The following is a 3,842-nucleotide window of genomic DNA, read 5'->3' as shown; positions in this document are numbered from 1 at the left end:
AGACAACGTACTATCAAGTTGAATTGAACCACGAACTGCAACCGAATCAGCACCACCAGATGTTACTGTCGTATCAGCACTCGCATCTTGCGTTCCATCATAATCCGCACCAGTTACATCAAATGAAACATCAGTACCACCAAGCGATGCATCATCATCCGTTAAGTCACCAATGATAATATCATCACCAGCTTCAGAGGTTAATATAATACCAGTGCCATTTGTGTCATGAGCTGATGAACTATATGACGCGCCAATACCAGTAACTGACGCTTTTTCATTGATCCTAGCGATCATCGTTTGCATATCATCATTCGCATCACCTGATGAGGTAAACGAAATGGTTTCAGTTGATGTTCCGTTACTTAATGTAAAGCTTACGTTATCGGCCGTACCGTTAGCAGCATCAACTTCACCACCGGCAAAGTTTGATATTATCGCTGTGGTTTTAGCGTCGGCTTTTACACCCGTAGTATTAAATTCTGCATTGATTTTAGCCGCCATCTCAGCTGAGCTATCACCGATACCAAACTGCACAACTGCTTCATTTACACCATCTATGGTCATGGTATCAGCAGCTGTTGTATCTAAAGCAGCAACCGCAGCATCTGCATCATTTGCCCCAGCACCTGCAACCCCTAATAAGGTACCAGCATCTAAGTTAGCACGTGCACTGCCTAAATCATCCGTTTGGGCTGAGTTGATTGATAAACCAATCGTTTGGTTTGCATCTGCACCTACTTGGAATTGCTGATTACCAAACGTACCATCTAATAATTGTTGGCCACCAAATGTCGTTGTATCCGCGATTCTGTTTAATTCAGCTTTTAGCTGAGTTACTTCTTCATTTAGTGCTTTTCTATCTACCGTTGTATTCGTGGCATTCGCTGATTGAACAGACAAGTCACGCATACGTTGTAGGATAGTTGTTGATTCTTGTAATGCACCCTCAGCTGTTTGAGCCATTGATGTGCCATCGTTGGCATTTCGAACAGCAACGTTCAAGCCATTGATTTGTGACGTTAGTCGATTTGAAATTTGCAGACCAGCAGCGTCATCTTTTGCGCTGTTGATACGTAAGCCTGATGCTAAACGTTGCATTGATGTAGATAAACCGCTCGATGAACCAGATAGTTTATTTTGAGCATTTATTGATGATGGATTTGAATTTACCGTTAAAGCCATTATTTTCTCCTACCCCGCTATTAGCGGTTTAATTATATTTCTATCAGTAGTTATATCGGCCGACTCTTGCCGCACTTTAATAAAATTTAACCTTTTTTTACAATTCTTGCCGCAAAGCGGCAATTTATTGCCGCTTTTCAGTTAGTTAACTTGTTATTTTTTTATGAAATAATTGTAAAATTGATTAAATAAGACCTTAAATTACAAATTAAATCATACAAATACATAATATTTTTCAAGTAATTCACCCTGATTTTTTACTAACCCCCTCTCTATTAATTAATAATAAGGTTTAGAAATGATTGATTTATTAACCTACCGCTTAAAGAATATTAAATGACTAAATGAAATAATTAGAAAAACTAAAAACCACCTAAAACAAAAAACCAGTCTCATTAACAATGACACTGGTTTTATTTTTAACGATTTATTTTGTATTACATCTTTAATTAAGAATACCAGCCTGATTGCTAAGCACTATTAATCAAATATTACCTATTAACCTAATAAGCTTAACGCTGCTTGAGGTAATTGGTTAGCTTGCGCTAAAATTGATGTACCTGCTTGTTGTAAGATTTGATTCTTAGTCAACTCAGCTGTCTCAACCGTAAAGTCTGTATCACGAATTCGTGAACGGGCTGCCGATGAATTCTCAACAATTGAACTTAAGTTGTTCACTGTCGATTCCAAACGGTTCTGCGTTGCACCTAAAACTGAACGGTTTTTATCAATCTTCGCTAACGCACCATCTATTACCGCAATCGCATCTTGTGAGCCTTGCGCTGATGTTAAATCAAGCGTATCAATACTGATTTCCGATGAACGTGTTTCTACACCAATACCTGTATCAGTTGATGATGATGTTGATGAGAAAGATAATGTACTATCAAGTTGAATTGAACCACGAACCGCTATCGAGTCCGCTGCACCACCAGATGTTACTGTATTACTTGTCGCATCAGCTGTTCCGTCATAATCTGCACCCGTTACATCAAATGCTGTGGCAGTACCTCCGGCAGATGCATTGTCATCTGTTAAATCAGAGATAATTATATTATCACCCGCTTCTGACGTTAATACGATACCTGCTGTACCCGCAAGTGCTTCAGAGCTATATGACGCACCAATACCTGTAACTGATGCTTTCTCATTAATTTTTGCGATCATCGTTTGCATATCGTCATTGGCATCACCTGATGATGTAAACGAAATAATTTCAGATGACGTACCATTACTTAATGTAAAGCTTACGTTATCCGCTGTACCGTTAGCAACATCAACTTCACCACCAACAAAGCCTGTGATCATCGCTGTGGTTTTAGCGTCGGCTTTTACACCCGTTGTATTAAATTCTGCATTGATTTTAGCCGCCATTTCAGCTGAGCTATCATCAACACTAAACTGAACGGTTGCTTCATTTACACCCGAAATAGTCATGGTGTCCGCATTGGCTGTATTTAGTAATGCTTCCGCTGCCGCTGCGTCTGCTGCGCCTGCCGTAGAAACACCCATTAAGGTACCAGCATCTAAGTTAGCACGTGCACTGCCTAAATCATCCGTTTGGGCTGAGTTGATTGATAAACCAATCGTTTGGTTTGCATCTGCACCTACTTGGAATTGCTGATTACCAAACGTACCATCTAATAATTGTTGGCCACCAAATGTCGTTGTATCCGCGATTCTGTTTAATTCAGCTTTTAGCTGAGTTACTTCTTCATTTAGTGCTTTTCTATCTACCGTTGTATTCGTGGCATTCGCTGATTGAACAGACAAGTCACGCATACGTTGTAGGATAGTTGTTGATTCTTGCAATGCACCCTCAGCTGTTTGAGCCATTGATGTGCCATCGTTGGCATTTCGAACAGCAACGTTCAAGCCATTGATTTGTGACGTTAGTCGATTTGAAATTTGCAGACCAGCAGCGTCATCTTTTGCGCTGTTGATACGTAAGCCTGACGCTAAACGTTGCATTGATGTTGATAAACCCATAGATGAACCAGATAGTTTATTTTGAGCATTTATTGATGATGGATTTGAATTTACTGTTAAAGCCATGTTATTCCCCTAGTCCGCAATTTGCAGTTGAATTATTCTTCAGTTACTAGGTGTATCGGCACTTTATGTCCGCACTTTAATAAAATCTTGCTTTTTATTACAAATAATTGCCAATAAACGGCAACATTAGGTCGATTGCACTTATTCCCAATAATTTACTGCTAAATAAACAAGTACTTGTAACTATGAATTGGAGATCCTAGCCATTCATAGTGCTTAAATTCATTTACCCAAATAGCAATATTACAAGTTAATAGCATTACATATAATTTATGAGATTGTGTAAGAGATAACCTGGCATTTTCAAATATTTCGGATATGAGTCGACTCAATGAAAGTTTGAGTTGTTAACTTCTCGATTTTGGAAGTATATACAACTCATTAAACTAAAAAACCACCGTCATTTACAATGACAGTGGTTTTATTTTTAACGATTTATTTTGTATTACATCTTTAATTAAGAATACCAGCCTGATTGCTAAGCACTATTAATCAAATATTACTTATTAACCTAATAAGCTTAACGCTGCTTGAGGTAATTGGTTAGCTTGCGCTAAAATTGATGTACCTGCTTGTTGTAAGATTTGATTCTTAGTCAACTC

General features: G+C 38.4%; 3 protein-coding genes. All 3 read right to left on the bottom strand.

The genetic code is table 11. The features are described 5' to 3' along the window. On the bottom strand, positions 1–1,185 hold a 1,185-nt coding region (locus Q0940_RS16925; RefSeq protein ID WP_299271111.1), incomplete at its 3' end, for a flagellin hook IN motif-containing protein. A 498-nt stretch (positions 1,186–1,683) separates the two neighbouring features. Continuing rightward, complete coding sequence (locus Q0940_RS16920) at positions 1,684–3,240, bottom strand: flagellin (protein ID WP_299271108.1); 1,557 nt, start codon at positions 3,238–3,240, stop codon at positions 1,684–1,686. Positions 3,241–3,746: 506 nt separating this feature from the next. Continuing rightward, positions 3,747–3,842 (bottom strand): flagellin (locus Q0940_RS16915; protein WP_363323595.1); only part of this gene is annotated, 96 nt, incomplete at its 5' end.

The sequence above is a fragment of the uncultured Psychrosphaera sp. genome (assembly GCF_947500655.1).
Classification (GTDB): Bacteria; Pseudomonadota; Gammaproteobacteria; order Enterobacterales; family Alteromonadaceae; genus Psychrosphaera.
The sequence above is the reverse complement of the archived record's forward strand: the minus strand, read 5'-3'. Positions and strand labels throughout refer to the sequence as shown.